This is a genomic window from Mycobacterium saskatchewanense (genome assembly GCF_010729105.1).
Classification (GTDB): Bacteria; Actinomycetota; Actinomycetes; order Mycobacteriales; family Mycobacteriaceae; genus Mycobacterium; species Mycobacterium saskatchewanense.
Genome location: NZ_AP022573.1, coordinates 3618687 through 3643995 on the forward strand (window position 1 = coordinate 3618687; position 25309 = coordinate 3643995).

Consider the following 25309-nt stretch of genomic DNA (forward strand, 5'->3'; position numbering starts at 1 on the left):
AGGTTCGCGACAACTGTTCCAGATGTTCACCTTCGTGGACGCCCGTATTGGCCGCGGCGAACTTGTGTGGACAACCCGGCGACGAATCGTGGTGGGGTGAGATCGACCGCTGCTTCGCCCCCGAGATATCTCGAGATCGCCGACCAGCTCGCCGGCGAGCTGGTGGGCTGTGAACCCGGCACCCGCGTGGCCAGCGAGCCGGAGCTCGCCAGCCGCTTCGGGGTCGGGCGGGCCGCCGCTCGCTCGGCCTTGCAGGAGCTGGAGCGGCGGATGCTGGTCCGCCGGATCCAGGGCGCCGGCACATTCGTCAATCGGCGCATCGACTACGTGATCTCGCGGTCCCGGCCGCCTTCGTGGCACGCCACGGTGGTCGCCAGCGGTGCCACGCCGCGGGCGCAGACCAAGGGCGTGCAACGGGTGGCGCTGGGCGCCGAGGAGGCCGAACAGCTTGGCTGGCCGGTGGGCACGCCCGTGTATCGGATCCTGCGGCACTTCTTCATCAACGACCTGCTCGCCTCGTTGACCCAGGAACTGATCCCCGTCGCCGCCGCGCCGGACCTCGACGTCGCGCTGCGCAGCGTCGAGTCGGTGGACGTGGCGTTGCGCGAGCTGGGCGGGGTGCGCCCGGTCCGGGCGTGGTGTCGCGCCTGTGTGGACATTCCGCCGCCAGAAGTCCTGCGGGACTTGGGCATCGAGGCCAGCGTGCCGGTGTGGCGCATCGACAGCGTCAGCCGCGATGCGCGGAGCGGTCGGGTCCTGCTGAGCAGCAGCGCCTGGACACGAGCGGACGCCGTCCGGGTCGTCGTCGAACTCGAGGACCTGACGGTCATAGGGACTTCAGGGGAAGGACGACGCGGTGAATGAATTCGGCCGCGCTGAGCGCTGCGGCCTCCTCGCCCTGGCCGAGGCCGATGAATTACGGGCACTGGCCGACGCCTGCCTGGCCGACGGTACCGACGTGCGGGTGCTGGTGAAGCCTGAGGTCGGGTTCGTCTCGGCCCAGGTACGCGAGCCGGTGGCCGCCGAGCGATTCCTGCTCGGAGACGTGCTGGCCTGCCGCGCGGAGGTGCAGCTGGCCGGCCAGCGGGGCTGGGCGATGCGCCTCGGTGACGACCGGGCAGCAGTGCTGGCCGCCGCGGTGCTGGACGCAGAGGCGGAGGCGGGCAGGCCCCACGCCGCGGACGTCGACGCGCTGTGCCGCTCGGTTGTGGCCCGGCGCACCGAGCGGGAGGACCGCGAGTGGGCCGAACTCGCCCCTACCATCGTCACTTTCGAGGAGCTGACATGACGGCGCCCGGCGTGACCGCGCTGGACTCCGTGGCAGCGCAGCAAGCCTTTCGCGTGGTGCTCGAAGCGCTGGCCCGGCCCGGCACACCGATGGCGCTGCCCCGGCAAACGATGGAGAGCTTGGCGCCCGCCGTCGTTCCGGTCGTCGCGCTCGCCGACCCGACAATCGGGGTCTGCGTGCTGGAGAACCCGGGGGGCCGGTGGGCGGACACCGTCGCCACGGCCACGTCGGCGCCGATCTGGCCGGCTGAGATGGCACGCTTGGTGGCTGCGGTGAGGCCGGTCACCGCCGACGAGTTGCGCGGCTTCAGCCGCGGTTCGGCCGAGGCGCCCGAGGATGCTGCCTTGGTGGTGCTGGGTGTTGCCGACGTGCACGGTGGGCCCCGCCGGTGGACGGTATCGGGACCGGGCGTCCGTGGCACGGCCACCGTCACGCCGCGGGGCGCGGCGGCCGGCTTCGTCGCCGCGCGCGCCGAGGTCGTCGGCGCCTACCCGGCCGGCATCGACATCCTGCTGGTCACCGACGACGGTCGCGTCGTCGGGCTGCCGCGAACCACCACGATCACCGAGGAGCACTGATGGGCTATTCCGGAGCCCGGGGCGGGCTGGAGGCCATCCTTGCCGCGGAGGAATTGGTATGCCGAGCGCGCGATTTCGCCCCGGTGCCGTGGGCGAGCACCGAGCAGATCGTCGCGCGGTTCCGGCTGGCCGTCGACCGGGTGATGGGAGAGGCGGGTTTGTTCGACGAGTCCGCCGCGGCGGCCGCGCTGCGTCAGTCCGAAGGTGACCCGTTGGAGGCCGCGCACTTGTTGCGCGCGCATCGTTCCACGTTGCCGCGACTGGCCGTCAGCGAGCCGATCGATCCGGACCGCATCACGATCATGCGCCGGATCGTGCCGGCCTTCCGGGCGCCGGACGGCCCGCAGCTCCTGGGCCGTACCACCGACTACACCAGGCGGCTGTTGGACAGGCCAGCGGGCCCGCCGCCGCCGCCGGCCGACCCAGGCGACGGACCGGTGGGGCCGCGCACCGCCGAACAGCGCGCCCCGCGCCGATTCCTCGACCTGCTGCGCGAGGCCGGCCTGGTTCTCGATCATCGCACCGGCGACGACCCGGAACCGTTTGATATCACCAGAACTCCACCGCAGCCGCCGGCGCCTCGCTCGGCGACGCTTGCGGCGATGGCGCGCGCGGAGACCGGCGCGCTGGTCGGGTTGTGGTACCGCTCGATCCTCGGACCCGACGGTGACATCCACGAGGTCACCCTCGGTGAGGTGCGCCACGGTCGGTTGCCGCTGCAGGTCAGGCACCCGCACAGCGGCGAACCGGTCACGATCGGCGAGTTCCGGGTCACCGAGGCCGAAGCCATCGAGGATCTCGACGGCGCCGACGAAGACCGTAGCCGGTTCGACGTCGGGTACGGAATGTGCTTCGGCCACAACGAACGCAAGGCAATCGCGATGGCGAACCTCGACATCGCCAACCGCCGGTTCGGCCGATCCGGCCCGCTGGAGCAGCTGCTGCTGCTCACTACCGACGGGCTCGACTCGGGTGGTTTCTTGGAGCACCTCAAGCTCCCGCACTACGTGACATTCCGTTCCATGGTGGAGCGTAAGCAGGCGTTGCAGGCCGCCGGGGCGGCCCGCGCCGTGCGAGTTTCCGAACCGGCCGGAAGGGACTGCGAATGACCACCACGGCCGAACTGCTCGCCGAGCTCACCGCAGACGAGACACCGTCGGCAATTCTCGACGAAAGCGGCAAGCGCGAAATCCGCCGTGCCGCATTGACAGCCATCTGTGTGCCGGGTTACCAGGTGCCATTCGGGTCACGGGAGATGCCCGTGGCGCGCGGGTGGGGTTCGGGCGGTTTGCAGGTGACCTTAGCGGTCATCAGCGCGAACGACACCGTCAAAGTCATCGACCAGGGCGACGACGGCGGCGTCAACGCCACCAACCTGCGGCGGATGATCGCGGCCGCCACCGGTTGTTCGCAGTCGGCGGACACCCGGCAAGCGAGCGTGGTGCAGACGCGCCACCGCATCCCGGAGGAGGCTCTGTCCGCCGGTGACCTCCTGGTATATCAGGTGCCGGTGCCCGAGCCACTGCGCAAGGTGCAGAAGTCGGTGGCCGAGTGCGCCCGCATGCATGCCGAAAACGATTACGCGGCAATGTGGGTGGGCCTGTACGAGGACATCGTCCGCAACGGCATGATCACCCGCACCACGGGTTACCCGGTGCTGGTTGCCGGGCGCTACGTCATGGCGACGACACCGATTCCTCGCTGGGACGTCCCGCGGCTGCATCACTGCGAGCACATCAACCTGTTCGGGGCCGGCCGCGAAAAACGCATCTTCGCGGTGCCACCCCACACCGACGTCGTCCCGCTGACCTTCGACGATGTGCCGTTCGAGGTGGAGTACGCCGACGGCGCGGTCTGCCGACTGTGCGGCAGCGACGACGCCTTCCTCGTCGAGGCAGGTCCCACAGGCGGTTTCGTGTGCAGTGACACCGAGTGGTGCGCCCGCGTTCGCGCCGGGGACGCCGACCGTGTGGCCCATCGACGTCGAGCGCCGCTGCACCTGCTACCCGACCCCCGGCGCCGCGCCGGCGCCGGTGCCACCGCGCGGAAGGGTCAGCCGTTCGGCTCGACCCGACGGCGTGAGAACCCCGTCGACAGTCCCGAGTGGATGCTGCGGGTGGACTCGATCGGCAAGGTGCACGGACCGGGCGGGGTGTACGCGGCCGAGGGCACCGGTCCCGAATTCGGAACGGCGATCAGCCCGAACACGGGCGCCGTGGTCGCGGCCTGGGACGTGTCCTTTGACGTCGCGCCCGGTGAGGCCCTGGGGGTGATCGGGGAATCGGGCTCCGGCAAGTCGACCGTGCTGTCGTGCGTCATCGGCGACGAACGCGCGACCGCGGGTGCTGTGTACCTGGCGACCGTGGACGACGGGGCGACCGATCTGCTGACGATGCCCGACGCCGAGCGTCGCCGGCTGAGGGTGGACGGAATGGCCGTGGTGCACCAGAATCCCGCGGACGGTCTCGACCTGCGGATCAGCGCCGGCGGCAACATCGCCGAGCGGCTCACCGCGGCGGGTTGGCGCGGATACCACGACATCCGCAATCGCGCCGCCGAACTGCTTGAACGCGTTGAGGTTCCGTTGTCCCGGATGGACGACCCGGTGGGCACTTTCTCCGGCGGGATGCGCCAGCGCGTGCAGATCGCCAAAGCGCTGGCGACCGAGCCGCCCGTGTTGTTGTTAGACGAGCCGACCACCGGTCTGGACGCGTCGGTGGCAGCCGGCGTGCTCGATCTGATGCGAGGGTTGCTGTCCGAGAGCGACATCGCCGCCGTTGTGGTCAGCCACGATTTCTCGGTAATCGAGGCGCTGACCGACCGCACCCTGGTCATGCACCTGGGCCGGGTGATCGAACGAGGCCTGACCGACCAGCTGTTCTGTGATCCACACCAGCCCTACACCCAGCGGCTAGTCGCCGCGGCCAGGAGGTGATCGCTGTGCCACCGGTACTGTCCGTGCGCGCGCTGCGCAAGTCGTTCACGCTGCACACCATCGACGGTCGCGTCGTACAGTCGCTGCGTGACGTCGACATCGACGTGCGGGCCGGCGAGCATGTTGCGCTCGCCGGGCCGAGCGGAGCCGGTAAGTCGTCGTTGCTGCGCTGCATCAATCGCAACTACCTGCCGGATTCGGGCTCGGTGGAGCTGCGCACCGCGGCGGACGAACAGATCGAGCTGACCGCGCTGTCCGATCGGGCGATGGCCAGAGTCCGGGGCCGCGAATTCGGCTATGTCGCACAGTTTCTGACCGCGCCGCCGCGCACCAGTCCGCTCGAGTTCGTTTCGGCCACCGCTCGGCGGCGCGGTGTCGAGCGCGCCGACGCCCGGGACGCGGCCGCGGTCGCCCTGCAACGGCTGAACCTTGACGAGGTGCTGTGGGATGTGGACTGCTCGGTGCTCTCCGGCGGCGAGCGGCAGCGGGTGAACCTGGCGGCGGGGACGGTGCGTCCGCCGCGGCTACTGCTGCTCGACGAACCGGTGTCAGCGCTCGACCCGGCCAACCGCGAAGCGGCTCTGGAACTTATCGCGACCCTGACCGCTCAGGGGGTCGCCGTCCTCGCGGTCTTCCACGATCAGGATGCGATGCGGCGACTGGCCTCCCGGGTGGTGCTCATGCGGGACGGCCACATCGTTCACGACGGCCCGCCGGCCGAAACCGCAGGAGTGGCATGACGATGACCGAAGTATTCGAACGGACAGTGCAGCACTGGCCCCTGGCGGCGCCGCCGGCGGACTACGTGCTGGGGCATGTCCGCGCCGTGCTGCCGGACCGCGTGATCGACGACGCGATGGTGGCGGTGCGCGGCGGCATCATCGCGGCGGTCGAACCGCACCGCCCCGCGCTGTCGGCGGACGTGGACGGAGAAGGCCTGCTGTGCATTCCGGGTCTGGTGGACACGCACAGCGACGGGCTGGAAAAGGAGCGGCTGCCGCGTCCCGGCGCGGAGTTGCCCATGGAATTCGCGATGCTGTCGTTCGAGGGCAAGCTTCGCGCGGCCGGTGTGACGACGGTCTTCCACGGCGCCGGTTTCGAGCAGGGTATGGGCCGTGGCGTGCCGCGCACGGTCGAAGACGCGGTGCTGTTCTGCGACACCATCGAAGGGCGCGGGGACGGGCTGCTGGATCACCGCATCCTGTACCGGCTCGACGTCCGCAGCGCGGAAGGCCTTGCGGCGCTTAAAGAACGGCTCGCCGACAAATCGGGGGTGCCGCTCGTCTCCCACGAGGACCACACCCCGGGGCAGGGGCAATACACCGAACGCGCCTATTACGAGCGATACATCAGAGGCGCGCGCGGCTTGACCGCCGACGAGGCAACCCTGCAGGTCGACAACCTCATCATCGAACGCGGCCGGAAGCTGGCCGTCCGCGACGAGGCGATGGGTTGGCTCGCCAGGGAGGCGCACGCCGCGCGGATCCGGCTGCTCGGCCACGACCCGACCTCCGCGGCCGAGATCGATGAGTTGGTGGCGCGCGGGGGCGCCGTCGCCGAATTCCCGACCACCGCCGCGGCCGCGGAGGCCGCACGCGACCGGGGTCTGCCGGTCGTGATGGGTGCGCCGAACGTGCTGCGCGGCGGCTCGCACAACGGCAACGCGTCCGGCCGGGAGTTGATCGAGCGGGGACTGGTGACCTCGATCGCCTCCGACTACCTGCCGTCGAGCCTGCTGGCCGCGGTGTTCCGGCTCGTCGAGGACAGCCGGGTCGGGCTGGACGCCGCTGTGGCGTTGGTGACCTCGGGTCCCGCGGCCGTCGCGGGGCTGCCCGATCGCGGCCGGCTGCAGCCCGGCCTGCGCGCCGACCTGGCGCTGATCGACGCGAGCGGCCGCTGGCCGGTGGTCCGTACGGTTCTGGTCAGCGGCCGATGAGCCACATCCGGTGGCCGGTACCGGAACCGCAGTTGCCGGACGGAGTCAATCCCGTGCTGGCCGACGCGGCCCGCGCCGCGGCCGATGCGTTCCGGTCCGCCCGCGCTCGCCATGACCGCGCGGCGTTGGCCGAGAAGGTGCAGATCGGCGCCGACGGGACCCCCACGATGCGGCTGGACATCCTGGTCGACATGGCGGTGGCCGACGTGGCGAATCGCCACCGCATCAATCTTCTCAGCGAGGAGATCGGGGCCGTCGACAACGGTTCGTCGGTGACTTTGGTGGTCGACCCCGTCGACGGCACCGCCAACGCCGCGGCCGGGGTGCCGCTTTCGGCGTTCGCCGGGGTCATCGCGGTCGATGGCACCGCCACCGAGGCGTTGACCTGCTGGTTCGATACCGGACGGTGCTGGCACGCCGTGGCGGGGCGTCCGGCCCTCTACCGCAGCAGCGGCCGCACCGACCTCGACGGTGCGGCGGTAAGCCTGCTCCGCCCTCACGGCGGGGATGACGCCGCCTGGTGGCGCGTCACCAAACGGGCTGCCCGGGTACGAATCTTGTCGACCAGCTGCCTGGAGGCGGCGCTGGTGGCCGAAGGATCCACCGACGCCTTCGCCGACGCCGGTTCGGACACCCATCGCATCATGGACCTCGCCGCCGCGATGGTGATGGTGCCCGCGGCGGGAGGCGCGGTGTTGGATGTCTGGGGCAGACCGCTGGAAATCGACCCCGACCTGAGCCGTCGCTGGTCGGGTGTGGTGGCCGCGACACCCGAGCTCGCCGAAGAACTCGCCGCCACCGTGCGCGGCAACCAATAAAGCCACTCAGGGCATAAGGACGGGAGGGGCGGCGTCGTGACGTTGACCCGGGAAGCGTTGGCCGCGCTCATCGACGGGCTGGCCGGTCTGCCCTACGGCGGGGAAGCCGTGGACCAGCGCATCCACGCCCTGCAGACCGGTTGGTACGCCAAGCAAGGCGGCGCCGATGACGAGCTGTTGCTGGCTGCCACCTTGCACGACATCGGGCGGGCCGAACCCGTGCACACCCGATGGCCGGAGTTGCCGCACGAGTTGTCCGGTGCGGAGTTCGCGCGCGCACACCTCGGGGAGCGGGCCGCCTGGATCATCGCCCAGCACGTGCCCGCCAAGAGGTACCTGGTGGCCACGGACCCCGGCTACCGCGCCCACCTCAGCCCGGCCTCCGTCGCTTCACTCAAACGCCAGGGCGGTTCAATGAGCGCGGCGGAGGTCGCCGATTTTCGCGCCTACCCCGGCGCCGATGACGCTGTCATGGTGCGGCGTTGGGACGATGACGCCAAGGATCCGTACGGACCGGTGCTCAGCGTTGCCGAGGTGCTCGACGCCTACGACCGCCTGACCGCCTGACCGCCTGACCGCCTGACCGCCTGACCGGGCATGATTGCACGATGCAGGTCGCGATCCCGTTGTTCCCGAGGTGCACCGCGCTCGACGCGGTGGGTCCCTACGAGGTGCTGCAACGCATTCCGTCGATCGACGTGGTGTTCGTCGGGCACCGACGGGGCGAGGTGCGCACCGAGAACGGGATGCTTGGCCTGGCGTGTGACGCGCGGTTCGACGAGGTTCGCACCCCCGATGTGGTGGTCTGTCCCGGCGGCATCGGGACCCGCCAACTGATCCGCGACGAGACGATCGTGGACTGGCTGCGATCGGTACATGCGAGCACGACGTTGACCACATCCGTGTGCACCGGCTCGCTGCTGCTCGCCGCCGCGGGTGTGCTGGACGGCCTGACGGCGACGACGCACTGGCGGGCCGGTGACCTGCTCAACCGGTTGGGCGCCCGCTATGTGCCCGACCGGGTCGTCGAGCACCTGCCGCAGCGCATTCTCACCGCCGCGGGCGTGTCCAGTGGCATCGACATGGCCCTGCGGCTGGTGGAGCTGCTGGTCGACCGGCAGGCCGCCGAGGCCGCGCAATTGATCATCGAATACGACCCTCAACCGCCCTTCGACTCGGGCGCCCTGGACAAGGCCGGTCCGGAGACGGTGGCCCGGGCCGAAGAGTATCTGCGCGCGCGGCAGTGATTTCTTGGCCGGGCTGAACATCCGGTACCCTGGGGCGGTTGCCGACGCAGGCGACCCTCCTGCCGCGGACAGTCCGTGGCCGCTTGAGACCAGAGGAGGTGGTGAGGTTTCCATGCGTCCATACGAAATCATGGTCATTCTTGACCCCACGCTCGACGAACGCACCGTTGCCCCGTCCTTGGAGACGTTCCTCAACGTCGTCCGCAAAGACGGCGGAAGCGTCGACAAGGTCGACATCTGGGGCCGGCGCCGATTGGCCTACGAGATCGCCAAGCACGCCGAGGGCATCTACGTCGTCATCGACCTGAAGGCCGAGCCCGCGACGGTGTCCGAGCTCGACCGCCAGCTCAGCCTCAACGAATCGGTCCTGCGCACCAAGGTGATGCGCACCGACAAGCACTGACTGTCCGCCGTCGGCGCCGCTGCGTACGCTCAGCGAGACACTCATGACCAGGGCGGAACGAGGAGGAAACTGTGGCTGGTGACACCACGATCACCGTTGTCGGAAATCTGACCGCGGACCCCGAGCTGCGGTTCACTCCGTCGGGTGCTGCCGTCGCCAACTTCACGGTGGCGTCGACGCCGCGTATCTACGACCGCCAGAGCGGGGAGTGGAAGGACGGCGAGGCGCTGTTCCTGCGGTGCAACATCTGGCGCGAGGCGGCGGAGAACGTCGCCGAGAGCCTCACCCGCGGCTCGCGGGTGATCGTCACCGGGCGCCTCAAGCAGCGGTCCTTCGAGACCCGCGAAGGCGAGAAGCGCACCGTCGTCGAGGTCGAGGTGGATGAGATCGGCCCGTCGCTTCGATACGCGACCGCCAAGGTCAACAAGGCCAGCCGCAGCGGCGGGGGCGGGGGCGGCGGCGGCTTTGGCGGCGGAGGCGGCGGGGGATCGCGCCAGGCGGCACCGCAGGCTAGCGGCGGCTCGGGCGACGATCCATGGGGCAGCGCTCCCGCATCGGGCTCGTTCGGCGGCGGCGACGACGAACCACCGTTCTGACCCACGAACTTAACGACCAGTAGGAAAACGAAAGAAAGACAGAAATGGCCAAGTCATCAGGCAAGCGGCGTCCAGCGCCGGAGAAGCCGGTCAAGGCGCGCAAGTGTGTGTTCTGCGCAAAAAAGGGACAGTCGATCGACTACAAGGACACCACGCTCCTGCGCACCTACATCAGCGAGCGCGGCAAGATCCGGGCGCGTCGTGTGACCGGGAATTGTGTTCAGCACCAACGTGACATCGCGACCGCGGTGAAGAACGCCCGCGAGGTCGCACTGCTGCCGTTCACGTCCTCGGCGCGATAACCGCCCAACCGAAAGTACGCAATCATGAAGCTCATATTGACGGCTGACGTCGACCACCTCGGCACCGTCGGGGACGCGGTAGAGGTCAAGGACGGTTACGGCCGCAACTTCCTGCTCCCGCGGGGCCTGGCGATCGTCGCCTCACGTGGGGCGCAGAAGCAGGCCGAGGACATTCGCCGGGCGCGGGAAACGAAGACGGTCCGCGACCTCGAGCACGCCAACGAGATCAAGGCGCAGATCGAGGCGCTCGGCCCGGTGTCGCTGCCCGTGAAGACCGCGGCCGACTCGGGCAAGCTGTTCGGTTCGGTGACCGCCGGTGACGTCGTCGCGGCCATCAAGAAGGCCGGCGGCCCGAACCTCGACCGGCGGATCGTCCGCCTGCCCAAGGCGCACATCAAGTCCGTCGGCACCCACCAGGTGTCGGTGCGGCTGCATCCCGAGGTCAATCTCGAGGTGGCTCTGGACGTCGTCGCGGCCAGCTAATCCGCGCGCGTTAGCTTGAATCCGGCGGTGGCCTTGGTTGGCCGCCGCCGGATCTCGTTTGCGCAGTGCGCGCTCCCAGCGACCGGTCGGCAGGCGGTCGCGAACGGCTGCGCTAGCGAACACTTTCCGGTCGGGTTCCCGGCCAGCCCCTTTACCCTGACGTAACGCTGGGAAAACGTAGCCGAAAGCCAACACGCCCGACGCAGTAACCTGCGGCGACACGCCGTAGAGATTCTTGTCCACACCAAAAGGGCCGCGCTGTATGGCGCTAATCTGCAGGGATATCCAACCGCCCCGATTTGATCCACAGGTTCTCCACACCCCGCTCAACACAGGTGCCGACGGATATGCACACACCATGCACAGCTTCATGAACAATGCCCCTTTCGGCGATGTGCCAGCAACGTTTAACGTCGTCCCGGCGCGAGGCGCGCGGGTGCTATCGGGCGGACGTGTCGGCGCCTTGACCTACGCTCTGGATTGCGGTTATCGAATGTACGTTCGGGTGCGTATGTCAGGGGAGGAGGAGGTCCGTGGCGGTCGTCGATGACCTGGCGCCGGGCATGGAGTCGTCGTCGCCGAGTGAGGACTACGGCCGGCAGCCACCGCAAGACCTTGCGGCGGAGCAGTCGGTGCTTGGCGGGATGCTGCTGAGCAAGGACGCCATCGCCGATGTTCTGGAACGGCTGCGGCCCGGCGACTTCTATCGTCCTGCGCACCAGAACATCTACGACGCGATCCTCGACCTCTACGGGCGCGGTGAACCCGCTGACGCGGTGACGGTGGCCGCCGAACTGGACCGCCGTGGGATGCTGCGCCGGATCGGCGGCGCCCCGTATTTGCACACGCTGATATCGACGGTGCCGACCGCTGCTAACGCGGGCTACTACGCGGGCATCGTCGCGGAGAAGGCGCTTTTGCGCCGGCTGGTGGAGGCCGGGACGCGCGTGGTGCAGTACGGCTACGCGGGCGCCGAGGGCGCCGACGTGGCCGAGATCGTCGACCGCGCGCAGGCCGAGATCTACGACGTCGCCGACCGCAGGACGTCCGAGGACTTCGTCCCGCTCGAGGACCTGCTGCAGCCGACGATGGACGAAATCGATGCCATCGCCTCCAATGGAGGTATTTCACGCGGCGTGCCAACGGGATTCACCGAACTCGACGAGGTGACCAACGGCCTGCACCCCGGGCAGATGATCATCGTGGCGGCGCGGCCGGGTGTGGGCAAATCGACCCTTGGCCTGGATTTCATGCGGTCGTGCTCGATCAAGCACCGAATGGCCAGCGTCATCTTCTCGCTGGAGATGAGCAAGTCCGAGATCGTGATGCGGCTGCTGTCGGCGGAGGCGAAGATCAAGCTCGCCGACATGCGATCGGGCCGGATGACCGACGACGACTGGACGCGACTGGCGCGGCGAATGAGCGAAATCAGCGAGGCGCCTCTGTATATCGATGACTCGCCGAACCTGACCATGATGGAGATCCGCGCCAAGGCGCGCAGGCTGCGGCAGAAGGCCAACCTCAAGCTCGTCGTGGTCGACTACCTGCAGCTGATGACCTCGGGCAAGAAGCACGAGTCGCGCCAGGTGGAGGTGTCCGAATTCTCCAGGCATCTCAAGCTTCTGGCGAAGGAACTCGAGGTGCCGGTGGTCGCGATCAGCCAGCTGAACCGCGGTCCGGAGCAGCGCACCGACAAGAAGCCGATGCTGTCGGATCTGCGTGAGTCGGGATCGCTGGAGCAGGACGCCGATATGGTCATCCTGCTGAACCGGCCGGATGCCTTCGAGCGGGACGATCCCCGCGGGGGAGAGGCGGATTTCATTCTCGCTAAACACCGTAACGGCCCGACCAAGACGGTCACCGTCGCACACCAGCTGCACCTGTCGCGGTTCACCAACATGGCGCGGTGAGCTTGTGTTCCTGTAGGTTCATCCCGTCGGCTCACAGCGAGGACCGGCGCGCTGGTATCTCGATCGCGGCAATCGGCGGGCTTTTCGCTAGCCCACGGCTAGGCCGTGCAGGACCTCGGCGAGATGGGCCGGTCTGGATAGAAAAGGTTCGTGCCCTCCGGGCATTTCGATGAGATCGGCATGGAGCCGCGTCCCTACGACTCGTCGTGACCAGGCGGGGCTGACCATGTTGTCATCGACGCACATCACATACGTCGAGGGCACACTCGGAAGTGCGGGTAGCGAAAATGGCTGAGTTGCGGGAAAGAGGGCTCCGGGACTTAGTTGCTGGAACGCTTCGACCGCGGTAGTCCCTTCGCAATCGCTGAACAACACTTTGAGGGCGATCTTCTCATCGATCCACGAGATGCAATTCTGAGTGTCGGGTTCACCTACACCCTTGAGATATTCGGGGTTAATCATGCCGGGTTCAGATTCCATTTGGTCGAAAAGGCTCCTGCCGACGTCTGGCAACGTCGCGCAAAGATAGACCAGTCTGCTAACCCGACGGTGAGCAGCCACCAGAGGGATTGTCTGTCCTCCCATGGAGTGGCCAACCAGGATAGGATCATCGAAACCTTCTGCAGCCGCAAGTACCGCATTGGCGTAATCATCAAAGCTGGCCGTTGGATCGGAGCCCGGCAGATCTACTGCGACAGCTTGATGGCCGCGACGGTGCAGGTGAGGCATTACCTTTTCCCAACACCAAGCACCGTGCCAGGCGCCGTGTACGAGCACGAAACTAGCCAAGCCAGTGGTCTCCTTGTTCTCGCTAATGCCTACTCTGTGGGACTCGGCAACCGCGACGAAGTTGTGCCGGTCGGCTTCTGTGGCCGAAATATGTTGCCGTCACGACAACTTGGAGTCTGCTGTACGAACCGGCTGACAGTTCGGTTAGGCGACGTGACGGGGCGGTCATGGTTGCTGGGATGTTGACGGGGCAAATCCTCCAAGGCCCTTCTGCGCCGAACCTCTCTCCCGAAGGAGCTCAGGGAGCGCAGACCTAGATGTTGCCGCACGTCCTCGAAACGTGTGCGGCGGTAGTACAGCTCGCGCAGGATCAGCGGCGTCCACCGTGCACTGAGCACATGGATTGCTCGCTCTACCGAACAGACCACCTCGTCGCCAAGGACGACAGGCGCCGTGTTCCACCCACTCTCGCTCTGCGGCGGTACCACAACTCCCACTCTAGCATGCTGGATTGCATAATTAAAGCCAGCGACTTGCAGTCTGAGGCGTGACTACTAACTAGTTCTCCATCGACACTGTCTCGCCGGCGTACTGGCGAGTTACGTTCAGTAACGGGCCTGTCAACCTCATGGATGTTGATACGATTCGCCAGCTCGGCGAGCTCCTCGATCGCGCTAGCGATGACGTTCGGCTGCGAGTCATCGCCTTCCGCAGCGACAACCCGGGATTCTTTATGGCCCATTGGGATCTGCCGGCAGACAAGATGCGCGTGGCGCGACGCAGCCGGGCCCGACCGGGCTGCATCCCTGTCTCGACAATCTGGTGCGGTTGAGCAAGCTTCCCGTCGCGACGATCTGCGTCCTGCGGGGTCGTGCTCGTGGCGCTGGTGGCGAGTTCGCCTTGGCAACCGATATCCGATTCGCTTCGGAGAAGGCTATTCTCGGGCATTTCGAGGCCGGGGTGGCGCAGTGCCTGCCCCATCCAGCATGGTGTTCCAAGATCTCCTATCAGCTGCCAGGGCAAGTGAATCGCAGCACGGACATAACTCCCGACATGCGGCGACAGCGAGTTTTCAAGGCGCAGACCGAGTTCAGTGCCTGGACCGCAGAGAAGTCGACTCCGTCGAGAGCAAGTGCTCACACGCTATGGCACTTACCTAACTGGTCTGAAACTGATCAAACTGCGCCCAGGTACTAGGCGTCCTCGACGGCAGACACCAGATCGCCGCAAACATCCGGCAGGAACGTGTCCGGCACGTTGTGTCCACTGACCACCATCCTCAGCCTGCCCGCATAGGTGATCACCCCGGTGACATACTCGTCATCCACTTGGCTTTGGGCCACCGGGCCCCACACAGCCGTGGGCCGCAGAGGGCCGACGCTCTCGAGGTTCTGCACGCCCAGGTTGGTAACTGTCATTTCGGACGGGCCTGCGTGGCGCACAATCTGTTCAGCATCGACAACCTCGGCGTCGACGGTAAGTGCTTGTTGGGTAGCAAGAGATGTTGTCAGGATTCCGCGCGCTGACCTGGCAGTGGCAAGGTGGGCCGCCGTCGCGCGTGCCTGGTCCCAGAATGGTTCTCCCCCCAGGGGAGTCGAACCCGTACAGGCAAACTGCAAGCAGACCGCGCAGTCGCCGCCTATTCCAATCGCGGGTCGCAGACTGATTGGAGTCTGTACCCGGACAAAGTCTTCCCCGCGTTTGGCAGCCCGGATACGGCTCGTCGCGGTCACGATCGCTGCATGTACCGTGGTGCGTTCAGCCCGGCACCGCTCAACCAACTTCGCGGTATCGCCGTCCGACAATGCCAGGGCGTGCAGATTTCGGAGCCGGCCGTCGAAGGGGCGGATCGAAACAGGCGCCCCCATCCTGGGGTCGTCTGGCAGCTCGGAGGGCTCAAAGGGGGCGATCTCTCTCAGAGCCTTAGCGATCTGGAGCTCCTGGGGGTGCGGCGTAGGCAACTGTGACAGGGTTTCGCCGTTGAGCGCGGCGACCAAGTCACGGAGGACCATCACTGACGAGATTCCGTCGGCAATCGTATGGTCGAAGACCAGGAGCAGCGCACAGCCCGCCAGCCCCTGCAACAACGACGCACGCATCAACGGAGCGCGTGAGCGGTCGAACAGCTGGTTGAGTTCCTTTGCCGCGGACGCCTGCCAAGGGGCATTTGAATTGCGGCGGATGGTCAGGTCAATGGGGGAAATAGTCGCCGCGCGACAAAAAGTCAGACGCGTGTTCGGCCGATCCTCGACGTGGGCTGACAGCAACGGGTGACGTCGTTGAACGGCGTGCAGTGCCGGCTCCAACCGGTTTGCGGTGAGAACCTCATTGAACTCAGCAATGATCAGGTGATGCGATCGATTGCGCTGGCTGTAGCGATAGAAGAGTCGTTCTGTCGCGCCGAGGGGCCGTACCAAAGTCGCTGCCTGTTCGTGCATTTGGTTGCCTTTCGTCACCAGTCTCCAAACTCTTTGTTGGGCACCGAAATTCATTCCGAATTCTCGAGGCTAACCGTGGATGGTGACCCTAAATGATCCGTGCAGTAGTACTTGTACACCGCGAAAGTTGTCCCTATCCTAGTCCGCCCGCGAATCATCGCCCTGTGGCCATAAAAACGCTTGCCAAGCCTCAAAGGCAGTTCGGCTCCGTTGCCGAGCCCATGAATGCCGCTCGTCCTTGAGGCACCGAATCTCGTGCACCCCAATGAATCGCCATACGCCAGCAGGCGTGTCACACGTTCAAGGCGGTTTCCGTGTACGCACAACCCTCGACGACCATCATTGGGCATGGTCAAAAACCGCGATAGATCTGTCCTTCAGCACGTTTCGAGTAATACTGGGGCAAAGTACAGATGCAGCTAACGATCGCTCAAAAGTCGTCAATAAGAGCTCTCCCACCCGAGACCCGTTATGCGTGGTCGGCAATGCGTAGCCTACGTCCAAATTGACACCGATTCCGCGTTTGGTTCTAAGACGTTCAATCTATGACGAGGGCAACACCTTTCACGATAGACGCCAATGCCGGGAGTTCCGACAGTCACGTCGCCGGGACCATCTCAACATCTTGCAGCGCGACTTCGCGACCGTCGTCATCGACAAACGCCACGTGCAGCTGACCGCCTCCGTCGCGATGTCGCCGCAGCACCGACGGTCCCTTGGTGCGAGGCTGGTGCCGATCGCCCCACTGTTGCAAGGCGCCAAGGATAAGGAGCGTCTCTCGGCCCGCGGCGGTTAAGTGATATTCGTGTCGCGTTCGCGCGTGCCCATCCTTATACGGCAGCCGTTCAATCACTCCACTTTCGACGAGGTCGCCAAGACGAGTCGTTAGGAGGTTGGTGGCAATACCCAAGCGCTGCCGTATCTCGTCAAACCGTGTGCATCCGTAGTAGAGCTCACGCAGAATCAGCGGCGTCCACCGTGCACCGAGCACGTGAACTGCTCGCTCAACTGAACAGACCACCTCGTCACCGAGGACGGCTGCCGCCATGACTCCACCCACTCTCGATTGCCGCTCTTACCGCGCTAATCATAACCAACTGGATTGCAACGTTAAAGTCAGAGGTCTAGAGTCTTGGTTGCGACCACTAACCAGTTCTCCATCGACCCTGTCTCGCCGGGGTACTGGCGAGTCACGCGACCCCGTGAACGTCGCGCGATCTGCAACGGATCGGCACAGAGCTTCTCTGACAGGACTTAGCGGACCGCGGAATTGGCGTTGGACCGGTCGCCCCATGCAAGTACGATGCATCGCCCCCACTCAACCAGGAGACAGCTCATGACGTCGCGCACCGTCGCAATGCTCCTTCACGATTCGTACACGCCAAAGATCCTCAGCCTTTATCGCGGCGTGATCGGCTTCTTGTTCTCCATCCACGGCACAGTTACTCTCTTCGCTTGGCCGATCGGCACTGGAATGACTGGAAGGGGCCCGGCCGCAGCGGTCGGGATGTGGCCTGACTGGTGGTCCGGAGTGATCGAGATCATCACTGGCTTCCTCGTTATGATCGGGTTGTTCACTCGCGCAGCCGCTTTCATTGCCTCCGGCACGATGGCTGTCGCATACTTCTGGCAACACCAACCTCACGGTTTGTGGCCACAAGGCAACAACGGCGAACGGGCGGTGCTGTACTGCTTTGCTTTCTTTCTCATGGTGTTCACCGGCGGTGGCGCGTATGGCCTCGACGCTAAGCGCCGCTCGCTGCGACGTAGCACTTATCCAAGCGGGGACGACCGTACACAGAATCCGTGACTGACAGGGCGGGCCGGCAACGCCTGATTTGGCGGGGACTATCGATCCGAACGCACTCGACGGTGGAATGCGCCATCGAGGATGCAAATTGGGCCGAGTGCGCGAGGGCACATACGGCGGGACAGAAGAGGTGTTTTGTGACTGGCGCATCGCCGATCGTGGCGTTGGCCGCGGAGTTGCGCCATTGGCTATCCGAGGAACGGGTGGTCGCGCTGGCGGCTGCGGCAGCGCGTCGACGAGTTTCGAACGGCGCTGTGACCGCCGAACCGACAATACTTGTTCGCCCTGCCTCCCCATACGAGGTCTCGTTAACCGTATGCGCCGCAGTGGAGCACGGCGTAGAACTTTCAATCCTCGGTGACGGACACGATGCGGCAGGACGGTCCGTACGCGATGAGGGGGTAGTCGTCGACTTGAGCGATCTGAAGCAGCTGGACGTGCACCGCGACAGTTTCACGGTCCATGTTAGGTGCTGATCCAGCAGTCGCATTGGCTGGGACGGCGTGTACGACGTTGACGACACATTCCATGAACCATTCGTCGTGTCCGGCTACATGGCTGCTCTCACCACACAGCTGGAATTGACGTGCAGACACCGAGTAGTCCCCGACCAAGCGGGCATTCACCAAACGAGAGCTGCAGGATTTCTTCGACCGTGCTGATGACGACCAGGTGTCGCTGATCGCGGCGTCGGCGCGGAAGGGCTGGCTGCCGACCACGGGGACGCGGCGATGTTTAAGCTCGCCCGCTCCTACGGGCTGCGGTTCAACGAGCTGCGCCATCTGCGGGTGCCAAGTTCGTTCGGGATTGGATGGGTGACGACCATGCCAGCAGGACGTCGCTGTATACCTGTGTGTCCAGCGACTACCGGGTCAGCACGTTACGCCGGGTGTTGGACACCGCCGTCAAGGACGGGGTTCGGGTGTCAACCGCTCGTCGGCAGCGGGCATCTCGTGGTGCCACGACGTAACCAGCACTCGTGTTGTGGATCCGTCGTTGTGAAGTCCGGAGCAGAGTAATCTTCAGGAGCCGCCTTCAGGAGTCGTCGGCTAGTGGCAAACGGACTTCAAAGCGCGCACCGGTGTCCAGGTTGGATGCCGACAGCGTGCCGCGGTATGCCTGCACTAGTCCCGCCGCGATAGCGAGCCCCAAGCCGGACCCACTGGGCAGAGATGAATCAGCCCGCGGGACACGGCCGTTGGAGCCGCGGTAGGCGACGTCGAACACCCTGGGCAGATCGGCTTCGGTGATGCCGACGCCGGTATCATCGACTCGCGCCCACGCCCCCTGCTCGTCGTGGCCGAGTGCCAGCTGGACTCGTCCGCCGTGCGGGGTGTGGGCGATCGCGTTGGCCACCAGATTCGACAACACCCGCACGAGGGCTCGGTGGCTGCCGATCACTTGCACGGGTTCATCGGGCAGTTTGACGTGCAGTGCTACCCCGGCTCGTTCGGCGACGATCCGATGAGCGGCCACCACATCGTCGACCACTTCGTCCAGCGCCACGGTGTCGTGTGCTGGTTGCACCGCGCCGGCGTTGATCTTCGACATCTCGAACAGGTCGTCCACCATCTCCGCTAGCCGGATTGACTCCTGTTCAATATGTTTGGCCTGTTCGAGGGCTTCGTCGTCGTTCACCACGCCGTCGGCGATCGCCTCGGCCCCCGCGCGGATGCCGGCCAGCGGGGTGCGCAGATCGTGGCTGACGAACGCCACCAGACGACGCCGGGACTGCTCGGCTGTCCGTTCGGAGTCCCGGATCTCCCGTTCCCACACCGTTCTACGGGCTTGGTAACGCGCCAGCAGCACCGCGGCGGGTATGGTCACGACCGACACGACGACCAGCACCACCGCGGTGCGCTCGAACGTTTCGGTGATCATGAAGCCGCTGGCGCCGAGAACCCCGGTGAACGTGGCCAGGGTAGGAATCAACACCAGTGCCACCATGCTCACTGCTAGCGACCACGACCGAGCGAGGCGGATAGTCAGCGCGCCAAACAACACCACAGGGATTGAGCAGGCCAGCGCCCAACCGGCGATCTCCCACAGGTCAGTCGTCGGCATGTGACGTCTGCCCTTCCTGCCAGAGGTAGCCCCGGCCCCAGACGGTCTGCACCCGGTGGGCGTCGCCCAGTTTGGAGCGCAGCCGTTTGATGTGCACGGTGACGGTCGACAGATCACCGAAATCCCACCTCCACACCAGTTTCAACAGTTCTTGGCGGGAGTACACGGTGTCGGTGTGGGTCAGCAGGAAGGTCAGCAGGTCGAACTCCCGGCTGGTCAGGCTGACGGGTCGCTCATCGACGGTCACCGCGCGGGCCGCCGTCAAGACGCGCAGCGATCCGGCGCTCAGTTCCGGCGGCAGCTCATCGGCCGTCGACGGGGCGCGGCGCAATACCGATCGGACCCGAAGTACCAGTTCCCGCGGACTGAACGGCTTCGTCACATAGTCGTCGGCTCCGGCCTCCAATCCGGCGATGCGGTCGTCCTCTTCGCCCAGCGCTGTCAGCAGGATCACCGGCACCGCGTAGCTGTTCCCGCGACGCATACTGCGGCACAACGTCATTCCATCCGGGCCCGGCATCATCACGTCGAGGACGGCGAGGTCGAGGTGTTCGGTTCCCAGCAGCTGAAGTGCCTCGTTGCCGTCGTGCGCGATCGACACGTCGTGCCCGTCGCGTTCCAGGTACCTTCGCAGCACATCCCGGACGATGGGGTCGTCGTCGGCAATCAAGATCCGGCTCACACCACCTGACACTAGACCCGAGGCGCGATTACCAGCTGCGATGGCATGAACTTGTCACGATTGACCTGGTGGTCGCCCGGCTCGGTGTCAGGGTGAGGTGTCCCCCCCTGTTGCGGTGGTTGGATTTTGATCACCTGGTGCTCGGGTCGTGCCGTCGGTGCCGCCGTCAGGATGGCGTCCACGCGGTTGCCTGCATCAGGTGTGAGGTACCGGCCCTGCCTGACTTGGTAGCGCCCGACCGCAGCGCACTTTCCGGGTTCGCCCCTGTGGGGAGCGCGTGGCGCGATGCTAGGGGCCGGCTCGCTATAGCCAGCGTCGAAGTGGTCCCGAGATCAGTTGTGCAGCAATCTGTTTTCGGTTCAGAGGTGACACAACGAGCGATGTCGCCGAGAGACGCGCGGCCCAGCCCGACCAAGTGATCACGACCGCCGACAGAATACCCATGATGGGATATTGGGCGATGAGCTGGTCAGAGCTCCAGTAGGTCATGAGCGTCAGTAGCGATGCCAGGGCCGCAGGGAGGGTGAGTGCCCCGATGAGCAGTGCGACGCCCAGTGCAGTTTCCAGTAGCGGAATCAGGATTCCGAACAGGCCGGGCCAGCTGCCGAGTAGGTGTTTGGCGAACGCGCCGAAGTACTCGGGTACCCGGCTGTTGGACTTCGCGCTGTCCGCGACTAGTAAAATGTCCGCGCGCCCGAAATGTGCGGTGTACTTGAAAATGCCTTCATGCAGCCACAGGATGCCCAGAGCCATCCTCGCTGCGCCGAAAGTGATCGACGCGGCGAGGGCGGTGGGCTTGACGTGAGGTTTCATGTCAGGGTGGCGGCGCCGAAGACGGCCTTTGCCTTGTCGCAGTGGATCACGACGGTGGTGTACTTTGACGGATCTACCCCGTCGGTCGAAAACGTCTGAGACGCTTTGTCAAACGCGACACCGCCAAGCGACTTGCCCGCAGCCACGGCGTTCTCGTCTGTGCCGTTGGTGAGGTAGATGTGCAGGTCCGGCCCTGCGTCGGAAGAGAAGCCCGACAGGACGATTTGGGTAGGTGTGACACTTGCGGTTCCCGCGACGTGCTTGTCATTGAGACCCCCGAAGGTCCCCGTTCGCGCACTCGCGGCACCTGAAGTCGCCAATTGTGACATCGCCGGGGCCGTCGTTGACTGCGACATTGCGGGCCCGGGATGTGCCTCGTTCGAAGCGCCGCAGGCCGCGAGGGCCAAGGAAATCGTGAGCAGGGTTGCGCCCTTTAGCGTCGTGGATCGCATATGGCTTACCTTTCGCATCGCGCCGGATCGCGCGTTCTGTGGTTGACAGTGCATACGCTACAAAGCAATTGGCGAAATTGGCGACGCTCGACGGCTTCGTCACTACTACGTCATAATTTCGCCGGGTGATTCCCGGCGGATCCTTCAAATTCGGCGCTCGGCAATTTCCGCAAGCTGCTTCCCGCTGATCCATCAGAGCCAGCGGCTCCAGCCGATCGGGCCGCATGGGATGCGTTGGGGCACTTTGCGAAGGTCCTGTGTGCGTTCTGCAGCACAGCTGCGCAGAACGTCTTGGTCGAGCACCTCCGCGTGTGGCATCTGACGAGACGCGCTCGCTAGAAGTGCTGTTAGCTATCCGGCGCTGCCACTCAGTTGTCGACGATCATGCGTGTGCGATCACAGCAAGGCGAAGGTCATGGCGACGCCGTTCATGCAGTACCGCAGGCCGGTCGGCTGCGGACCATCGTCGAACACGTGACCGAGATGGCTTCCACACCGGCTGCAGAGAACTTCGGTACGTGTCATGACCAGGCTGTTGTCGGGACGCTCTAACACGGCGTTGTCCAGGGCCTTCCAGAAGCTCGGCCAGCCGGTGCCGCTGTCGAACTTGGTATCCGACGAGTAGAGATCCAGCGCGCAGCCAGCACAACTGAACACGCCATGACGGTGTTCGTCGTTGAGTGGACTACTGTACGGAGCTTCGGTGCCTGCCTCGCGTAGCACGCTGTATTGGGCCGCGGGCAGAAGCTTTCGCCACTCGGCGTCGGTGTGGGTGACAGCAAACCTCGTGTCGGGCGGCGAGGACATCGCGTGTGTGGCGCAGGCACCGGCCGTGACCATCGACAGTACCGCCACACTGGCGGCGGTGAGAAACCGCCGTCTCGTCGCATCCATCTCACCAACACCTTTGACTGACAGGGAGATCCAGTCCAATCACCGTAACGCAGCGCGCGCGGCGGGGTCATCGTCAACCGCCACTTCGTCATGGTTCCGTAAGAAGCTCCAGATGTGGAGGTGGGATTCGGCGCCATTGTTTCGTAAGAATTGGCACCGCCGTTCGCGGTTAACCTGAAGGCGATAGAGCTGGCATCGAGACTGAGCGGGGAGCATCGTGCGCAGATCGCTAAGGATTAGCCCGATTTGGCTGGCCGCGGTCCTGTGCGCGGTTAGCCTCGAAATCATTGCCTGCACGGGCCGCTTCTCAGGTCTGGGCAGCGCGGCGCCCGCGGTGAACATTCCCGGGCCCGCGGTGGATGAGCCCTTGGCGACTTCGAGCGCCCCCGAGACTGCGGTGCTGGCAGCTGGGTGCTTTTGGGGTGTGCAGGGGGTCTTTGAACACGTCAAAGGAGTCCGACGGGCGGTGTCGGGGTACGCGGGTGGCACCGAACAGACCGCACACTACGACCTAGTGAGTACCGGCACGACCGGGCATGCGGAGTCGGTCGAGATCACCTACGACCCCACTCAAATCACTTACGGGCAACTGCTGCGGATCTACTTCTCCGTCGTGCACGACCCGACCCAACTCGACAGGCAGGGTCCCGACGTCGGGACCCAATACCGGTCGGCCGTCTTCCCGCAGAATGACACGCAGCAAAGGGTCGCCCAGTCCTACATCGCTCAGCTCAACCGAGCCAGCGTCTTCGGTGCACCGATCGTCACCCGTGTCGAGAACGCCACCGCTTTCGTTCCCGCCGAGGCGCATCATCAGGACTTTTTGAACTCCAATCCGACCAACAGCTACATCGCCATCAACGACATGCCCAAGCTCGACAACCTCATGCGTCAATACCCCGATCTGTATCGCGAACAACCGGTCCTCGTCGGCGCGGGTAGCAGCTGAGGTGGGCACCGGTCACCGCAACGCCGCGACGGCAGCACCCGGAGGCACAGTGATATCCGATCGGCAACAAGTCAGCGACGCAGTCAGTCGACGTTGTTCGGATCGACTTAGCCGGAGAGGGCTTCACCGACCGAGATGTTGACACTTATCGCTATCGGCCTTGTCGGCGGGCTAATCACGGGCGTCTCGCCGTGCATCTTGCCGGTGCTGCCGGTGATCCTCATGTCGGGCGCGCAGAGCGCCCGGGCCGCAGCGACAATACCCGCCGCCGCGAGGACAGGCGGGTCGGCGCCGGCCAAACTCTCAAGCGCCGAGTCGTTACGGCCATATCTCGTGATCGTGGGTCTGGTGGTCAGTTTCAGCGCAGTCACCTTGGCTGGCTCGGCGTTGCTGTCACTGCTGCACCTGCCACCGGACGCTATCCGGTGGTTGGGATTAGTCGCCCTCGCCGCGATTGGGTCGGGATTGATCTTCCCATCTGTTGAGGCGCTGCTGGAGAAGCCGTTCTCCTGGCTACCGCAGAAGCAGTTCGGCTGGGGCAGCAGCGGTTTCGGGTTGGGGCTCGCGCTCGGCGTGCTGTATGTGCCGTGCGCGGGGCCAGTGCTGGCCGCCATCGTCCTAGCAGGCGCAACCGGCTCAGTCGGTTTGCCCACCATCGCGTTGACAGCATCTTTCGCCGTGGGTGCGGTGGTGCCGCTGCTGATCTTCGCACTCGCCGGACGGCGAGTGGCCGAGCGAGTGCGCGCGTTCCGGCGCCGTCAACGCGAGATCCGAATCGCCGCGGGAATCGTCACCATCCTGTTAGCCGTGACGCTGGTGTTCAATCTACCCGCGGCTGTGCAACGGGCAATTCCCGACTACACCACGTCCTTTCAGCAGAAACTGGGCGGCGGGGAGGAGGTCCGTCGCCAGCTCAACCTGGGCGGCGTGGTCAATGGCCAGAACGCCGCGTTGCTTAACTGTACGGATGGCGCGATCAAACTCGAAAGCTGCGGCACCGCACCGGACATCAAAGGGATCGCCCACTGGCTCAACACGCCGGGCGAAGCGCCGGTCGACTTGAAGTCGCTGCACGGGAAAGTGGTCCTGATCGACTTCTGGGCCTACTCGTGTATCAACTGCCAGCGCAGCATCCCCCACGTCGTCGGTTGGTACAACGCCTACCACGGCAAGGGATTCGACGTCATCGCCGTCCACACGCCGGAGTACGCCTTCGAGCACGACAAAGGCAACGTTGCGACTGCCGCCGCCGCGCTCGGGATCACTTATCCCGTCGCGTTGGACAATGACTATGCGACTTGGACCAACTACCGCAACCAGTATTGGCCGGCCCACTACCTCATCGATGCCAACGGCACAGTCCGTCATATCAAGTTTGGGGAAGGCGACTACGACGTCACCGAACACCTGATCCGGCAGCTGCTTTCGCAGACGGACGAGAATGTCGGCCTGCCGCCAGCTGTCGATGCGCCTGACACAACACCGACGTCAAGCCTGACCCCGGAGACCTACCTTGGCACCCGAACCGGGGTCAACTACGCCGGGCGGGGAGCCTACAAGGAGGGCACCGCCACGTTCGATTATCCTGCCCAACTCCCGGCCGATGCGTTCGCCCTTCGCGGCCGGTGGACTCTGGACCCTCAGGCCGCGACCGCTGAAGACGATGACGATACGATCGCGCTGAACTACCACGCCCGCAACGTCTACCTGGTCGTCGGCGGCATCGGCACGATCACTGTGACCAAAGATGGTGAGGTTAAACGAATCTCCGTCACTGAACCCGCCAACATGCACCAAATCGTTGCCGACGACGCCGTGGGGAACGGGCGTCTTGAGGTAGGGCTGTCCAAGGGATTGCAGGCCTACTCCTTCACCTACGGCTGACGACCAGACGGGCCGCCACTCCCGGCGAGGGATCGAGGTCAGTCACTCACATTTTAGAGACGCTCTGACTTCGGATGCGTATTTATGTCTTCGACCAG

Annotated in this window: 27 protein-coding genes and 1 pseudogene; 20 read left to right on the forward strand and 8 right to left on the reverse strand. The window is 65.3% G+C overall.

Features of this window, described 5'->3' with window-relative positions; translation table 11 throughout:
* The first annotated feature begins 96 nt into the window (after positions 1-96).
* The 15 genes from G6N56_RS17045 (at position 97) to dnaB (ending at position 12496) form a co-directional block, all read left to right on the forward strand.
* Entirely contained in the window at positions 97-864 is a 768-nt protein-coding gene (locus G6N56_RS17045; RefSeq protein ID WP_085257483.1) for a GntR family transcriptional regulator, read from the forward strand.
* A complete protein-coding gene (locus tag G6N56_RS17050) occupies positions 857-1288 on the forward strand; it encodes a phosphonate C-P lyase system protein PhnG (protein WP_085257467.1) in 432 nt (143 codons plus the stop codon). Before G6N56_RS17045 ends, G6N56_RS17050 begins: the two co-directional genes overlap by 8 nt.
* Positions 1285-1866: a phosphonate C-P lyase system protein PhnH gene (phnH, locus tag G6N56_RS17055; protein ID WP_085257468.1), complete on the forward strand. Its 582-nt coding sequence runs from the start codon at positions 1285-1287 to the stop codon at positions 1864-1866. Before G6N56_RS17050 ends, phnH begins: the two co-directional genes overlap by 4 nt.
* Positions 1866-2975 (forward strand): carbon-phosphorus lyase complex subunit PhnI, encoded by a 1110-nt coding sequence (locus G6N56_RS17060; RefSeq protein ID WP_085257469.1) that lies wholly within the window; start codon positions 1866-1868, stop codon positions 2973-2975. The genes phnH and G6N56_RS17060 overlap by 1 nt, the downstream gene beginning before the upstream one ends.
* Positions 2972-4801, forward strand: coding sequence for an alpha-D-ribose 1-methylphosphonate 5-phosphate C-P-lyase PhnJ (locus G6N56_RS17065; protein WP_142280758.1), 1830 nt, complete (start codon positions 2972-2974; stop codon positions 4799-4801). Before G6N56_RS17060 ends, G6N56_RS17065 begins: the two co-directional genes overlap by 4 nt.
* A gap of 5 nt (positions 4802-4806) precedes the next feature.
* Positions 4807-5541: an ATP-binding cassette domain-containing protein gene (locus G6N56_RS17070; protein WP_085257485.1), complete on the forward strand. Its 735-nt coding sequence runs from the start codon at positions 4807-4809 to the stop codon at positions 5539-5541.
* Between the two features lie 2 nt (positions 5542-5543).
* On the forward strand, positions 5544-6737 hold the full coding sequence (locus G6N56_RS17075) for an alpha-D-ribose 1-methylphosphonate 5-triphosphate diphosphatase (protein WP_142280759.1): 1194 nt from the start codon (positions 5544-5546) through the stop codon (positions 6735-6737).
* Complete coding sequence (locus G6N56_RS17080; RefSeq protein WP_085257471.1) at positions 6734-7555, forward strand: inositol monophosphatase family protein; 822 nt, start codon at positions 6734-6736, stop codon at positions 7553-7555. Before G6N56_RS17075 ends, G6N56_RS17080 begins: the two co-directional genes overlap by 4 nt.
* Before the next feature lie 36 nt (positions 7556-7591).
* The gene (locus G6N56_RS17085; protein ID WP_085257472.1) at positions 7592-8122 is read left to right on the forward strand and encodes an HD domain-containing protein; all 531 of its coding nucleotides are present in this window, start codon (positions 7592-7594) and stop codon (positions 8120-8122) included.
* A gap of 41 nt (positions 8123-8163) precedes the next feature.
* Positions 8164-8802: a DJ-1/PfpI family protein gene (locus tag G6N56_RS17090; RefSeq protein WP_085257473.1), complete on the forward strand. Its 639-nt coding sequence runs from the start codon at positions 8164-8166 to the stop codon at positions 8800-8802.
* 112 nt (positions 8803-8914) lie between these two features.
* Positions 8915-9205, forward strand: coding sequence for a 30S ribosomal protein S6 (gene rpsF, locus G6N56_RS17095; protein WP_068070741.1), 291 nt, complete (start codon positions 8915-8917; stop codon positions 9203-9205).
* 71 nt (positions 9206-9276) lie between these two features.
* Complete coding sequence (locus G6N56_RS17100) at positions 9277-9801, forward strand: single-stranded DNA-binding protein (RefSeq protein ID WP_163645136.1); 525 nt, start codon at positions 9277-9279, stop codon at positions 9799-9801.
* Positions 9802-9845: 44 nt separating this feature from the next.
* Positions 9846-10103 (forward strand): 30S ribosomal protein S18, encoded by a 258-nt coding sequence (gene rpsR / locus G6N56_RS17105; RefSeq protein ID WP_085256564.1) that lies wholly within the window; start codon positions 9846-9848, stop codon positions 10101-10103.
* A 24-nt stretch (positions 10104-10127) separates the two neighbouring features.
* Complete coding sequence (gene rplI, locus G6N56_RS17110; RefSeq protein WP_085256563.1) at positions 10128-10586, forward strand: 50S ribosomal protein L9; 459 nt, start codon at positions 10128-10130, stop codon at positions 10584-10586.
* A gap of 533 nt (positions 10587-11119) precedes the next feature.
* Complete coding sequence (gene dnaB, locus G6N56_RS17115; RefSeq protein WP_085256562.1) at positions 11120-12496, forward strand: replicative DNA helicase; 1377 nt, start codon at positions 11120-11122, stop codon at positions 12494-12496.
* An 87-nt stretch (positions 12497-12583) separates the two neighbouring features.
* On the opposite strand, the gene G6N56_RS17120 is transcribed toward dnaB, so the two are convergent.
* The 3 genes from G6N56_RS17120 to G6N56_RS17130 all read right to left on the reverse strand — a co-directional run bounded on the left by G6N56_RS17120 (position 12584) and on the right by G6N56_RS17130 (position 16711).
* Positions 12584-13285: an alpha/beta fold hydrolase gene (locus G6N56_RS17120; RefSeq protein WP_158090729.1), complete on the reverse strand. Its 702-nt coding sequence runs from the start codon at positions 13283-13285 to the stop codon at positions 12584-12586.
* Positions 13286-14418: 1133 nt separating this feature from the next.
* Positions 14419-15681: a condensation domain-containing protein gene (locus G6N56_RS17125; protein ID WP_163645137.1), complete on the reverse strand. Its 1263-nt coding sequence runs from the start codon at positions 15679-15681 to the stop codon at positions 14419-14421.
* A 580-nt stretch (positions 15682-16261) separates the two neighbouring features.
* Positions 16262-16711 carry a winged helix-turn-helix transcriptional regulator gene (locus tag G6N56_RS17130; RefSeq protein ID WP_085256559.1) on the reverse strand — a complete coding sequence of 150 codons (450 nt, stop codon included), beginning with the start codon at positions 16709-16711 and terminating at the stop codon, positions 16262-16264.
* Positions 16712-16999: 288 nt separating this feature from the next.
* On the opposite strand from G6N56_RS17130, the gene G6N56_RS17135 reads away from it, so the two are divergent.
* The 3 genes and pseudogenes from G6N56_RS17135 to G6N56_RS29825 form a co-directional block, all read left to right on the forward strand.
* Positions 17000-17473 (forward strand): DoxX family protein, encoded by a 474-nt coding sequence (locus G6N56_RS17135; RefSeq protein WP_085256558.1) that lies wholly within the window; start codon positions 17000-17002, stop codon positions 17471-17473.
* 326 nt (positions 17474-17799) lie between these two features.
* Positions 17800-17949 carry an FAD-binding protein gene (locus G6N56_RS29820; protein ID WP_408632708.1) on the forward strand — a complete coding sequence of 50 codons (150 nt, stop codon included), beginning with the start codon at positions 17800-17802 and terminating at the stop codon, positions 17947-17949.
* 130 nt (positions 17950-18079) lie between these two features.
* Positions 18080-18261 (forward strand): annotated as a pseudogene (locus G6N56_RS29825) (site-specific integrase); the annotation flags it as partial.
* 247 nt (positions 18262-18508) lie between these two features.
* Here the strand turns inward: G6N56_RS29825 and G6N56_RS17145 are convergent.
* The 5 genes from G6N56_RS17145 to msrB form a co-directional block, all read right to left on the reverse strand.
* On the reverse strand, positions 18509-19537 hold the full coding sequence (locus G6N56_RS17145) for a sensor histidine kinase (RefSeq protein ID WP_085256556.1): 1029 nt from the start codon (positions 19535-19537) through the stop codon (positions 18509-18511).
* Positions 19524-20219 carry a response regulator transcription factor gene (locus G6N56_RS17150; RefSeq protein WP_085256555.1) on the reverse strand — a complete coding sequence of 232 codons (696 nt, stop codon included), beginning with the start codon at positions 20217-20219 and terminating at the stop codon, positions 19524-19526. Before G6N56_RS17150 ends, G6N56_RS17145 begins: the two co-directional genes overlap by 14 nt.
* 303 nt (positions 20220-20522) lie before the next feature.
* Entirely contained in the window at positions 20523-21032 is a 510-nt protein-coding gene (locus G6N56_RS17155) for a DoxX family membrane protein (RefSeq protein ID WP_085256554.1), read from the reverse strand.
* Positions 21029-21484: a DM13 domain-containing protein gene (locus G6N56_RS17160; protein WP_085256553.1), complete on the reverse strand. Its 456-nt coding sequence runs from the start codon at positions 21482-21484 to the stop codon at positions 21029-21031. The genes G6N56_RS17155 and G6N56_RS17160 overlap by 4 nt, the downstream gene beginning before the upstream one ends.
* Before the next feature lie 396 nt (positions 21485-21880).
* Positions 21881-22291, reverse strand: a complete 411-nt coding sequence (msrB, locus tag G6N56_RS17165) for a peptide-methionine (R)-S-oxide reductase MsrB (RefSeq protein WP_408632709.1) — start codon at positions 22289-22291, stop codon at positions 21881-21883.
* 484 nt (positions 22292-22775) lie between these two features.
* Between msrB and msrA the strand changes: the two genes are divergently transcribed.
* Positions 22776-23327 (forward strand): peptide-methionine (S)-S-oxide reductase MsrA, encoded by a 552-nt coding sequence (gene msrA / locus G6N56_RS17170; protein ID WP_264020405.1) that lies wholly within the window; start codon positions 22776-22778, stop codon positions 23325-23327.
* Between the two features lie 135 nt (positions 23328-23462).
* Entirely contained in the window at positions 23463-25211 is a 1749-nt protein-coding gene (locus tag G6N56_RS17175; RefSeq protein WP_085256551.1) for a cytochrome c biogenesis protein CcdA, read from the forward strand.
* The last annotated feature ends 98 nt before the right edge of the window (positions 25212-25309 follow it).

Coding starts and splice junctions, on each gene's coding strand:
- G6N56_RS17135 (WP_085256558.1), top strand. CDS start 17,000: ATGACGTCGCGCACCGTCGCAATGCTCCTTCACGATTCGTACACGCCA.
- G6N56_RS17155 (WP_085256554.1), bottom strand. CDS start 21,032: ATGAAACCTCACGTCAAGCCCACCGCCCTCGCCGCGTCGATCACTTTC.
- G6N56_RS17160 (WP_085256553.1), bottom strand. CDS start 21,484: ATGCGATCCACGACGCTAAAGGGCGCAACCCTGCTCACGATTTCCTTG.
- rpsR (WP_085256564.1), top strand. CDS start 9,846: ATGGCCAAGTCATCAGGCAAGCGGCGTCCAGCGCCGGAGAAGCCGGTC.
- rpsF (WP_068070741.1), top strand. CDS start 8,915: ATGCGTCCATACGAAATCATGGTCATTCTTGACCCCACGCTCGACGAA.
- G6N56_RS17075 (WP_142280759.1), top strand. CDS start 5,544: ATGACCGAAGTATTCGAACGGACAGTGCAGCACTGGCCCCTGGCGGCG.
- msrB (WP_408632709.1), bottom strand. CDS start 22,291: ATGTCCTCGCCGCCCGACACGAGGTTTGCTGTCACCCACACCGACGCC.
- G6N56_RS17080 (WP_085257471.1), top strand. CDS start 6,734: ATGAGCCACATCCGGTGGCCGGTACCGGAACCGCAGTTGCCGGACGGA.
- G6N56_RS17130 (WP_085256559.1), bottom strand. CDS start 16,711: ATGGCGGCAGCCGTCCTCGGTGACGAGGTGGTCTGTTCAGTTGAGCGA.
- rplI (WP_085256563.1), top strand. CDS start 10,128: ATGAAGCTCATATTGACGGCTGACGTCGACCACCTCGGCACCGTCGGG.
- G6N56_RS17090 (WP_085257473.1), top strand. CDS start 8,164: ATGCAGGTCGCGATCCCGTTGTTCCCGAGGTGCACCGCGCTCGACGCG.
- phnH (WP_085257468.1), top strand. CDS start 1,285: ATGACGGCGCCCGGCGTGACCGCGCTGGACTCCGTGGCAGCGCAGCAA.
- G6N56_RS17175 (WP_085256551.1), top strand. CDS start 23,463: ATGTTGACACTTATCGCTATCGGCCTTGTCGGCGGGCTAATCACGGGC.
- G6N56_RS17065 (WP_142280758.1), top strand. CDS start 2,972: ATGACCACCACGGCCGAACTGCTCGCCGAGCTCACCGCAGACGAGACA.
- G6N56_RS17145 (WP_085256556.1), bottom strand. CDS start 19,537: ATGCCGACGACTGACCTGTGGGAGATCGCCGGTTGGGCGCTGGCCTGC.
- G6N56_RS17060 (WP_085257469.1), top strand. CDS start 1,866: ATGGGCTATTCCGGAGCCCGGGGCGGGCTGGAGGCCATCCTTGCCGCG.